Origin of the sequence: Flavobacterium sp. W22_SRS_FK3, assembly GCF_052113665.1 — a bacterium.
GTDB lineage: Bacteria > Bacteroidota > Bacteroidia > Flavobacteriales > Flavobacteriaceae > Flavobacterium.
In genome coordinates, this window is record NZ_JBGQOF010000067.1 from 1 (window position 1) to 1482 (window position 1482).

The following is a 1482-nucleotide window of genomic DNA, read 5'->3' on the forward strand; positions in this document are numbered from 1 at the left end:
CACCTTCTTTAAATGGATTTGCTATAAACTTCTCCCGAGTTAATTCTTCCCTGTTTAAATAACCTCGGGCGACTCCTAGCCCGCCAATACATAACTCCCCGACTACTCCTATTGGTAATAGCCCTAATGTATCGTTTACTATGTAGATACTGGTATTGCTTATTGGACGACCAATGTAAATACGTTCTCTCGTTTGATAGTCTGTAACATCAAATACCGCACAACCAATGGTTGTCTCGGTTGGACCATACTCGTTAAATAATCTAACCGATGAGTCTAATTCTCCTAAATTAGACAGATCAGAAAGAGTCAATTGTTCACCACCAATGATGAACCTTTTTAAGTGAGAATTATCTAAATCGCTAAAAAAAGATAGATGTGATGGGGTTAATTTTATGGATGTAATAGCATCATTTGAAACAATAGCCTTTACTACCGAAACAATATCGTTATCCTTGTAAACATGCAATTGACCTCCTGTTAAAAGTGTCAGATAGATACTGGTTTGGGTTAAATCAAAAGATAATGAACTGAATAATGGAAAACTCTGACTCTTATTTTCTTCTCCAAAATGATCTATACTATGTAATAAATAATTAAACAAATTACCTTGTTCGATCATTACTCCTTTGGGGTTTCCTGTACTTCCTGAGGTATAAATTACATAAGCCAGATCAGAAGAATGTATAGCTTTGGTTTTTAAACTTTTTAACGAAAATGCTTCGTTTGATACACTCTCAAATTCGATGTCTATTGAAAAAATAGGCACCACATATTCTATCACATCAAATAAACTTTCGGACTCTATAATCAGTAACTTTATATTAGCATCATTAACAACAAAAGATTTACGATTCTTCGGATATTCTTTATCTATCGGTAGATAACTAGCACCGGCTTTTAAAATTCCAAATATTGAAATAATAGACCAGATACTTCGATCTAACATTAAACCTACAATATCATTGGAGCCCAGATTATAGTGCTTCTGTAAATAAAGTGCTAATTGATTCGATTTCTCATCTAATTCTTTATAACTTAATTCTTCATCTCCACAAACAACTGCCAGAGCATCCGGTGTCTTTTTAACCTGCTTTATAAATAAATCGACTACTGTCCTATCTTTTGGATATGCGATACAATTAGCATTAAAAACATTCAATATTTGATAAGTCTCTCCAGAAGTAAGTATAGATAAATTACCTATTGGTTGTGTTATATCACTTATAATATTCTGTAACAACTCTTGATAATGCAACAGCATTCGATCAATTGTTGTCTTATCAAACAAAGCGGTACAATAATTTATTCCCAGCGAAATACCATGATCACTCTCTGATACACTAAGTGTTAAATCAAATTGAGAACTTACCATTTCAATAGGATATGAAGATAAGCTCAATCTTTCTAAAGCCACATCTTTACTTTCTCCATTATTCTGGAAAGAAAACATCACTTGAAACAACGGGCTCATGCTCATAT

1 protein-coding gene is annotated in these 1482 nt (G+C 33.2%); it reads right to left on the minus strand.

The window, feature by feature from the left end; translation table 11 throughout:
- Positions 1-1482 (minus strand): non-ribosomal peptide synthetase (locus ACEN2I_RS19965; protein ID WP_441767834.1); only part of this gene is annotated, 1482 nt, incomplete at both ends.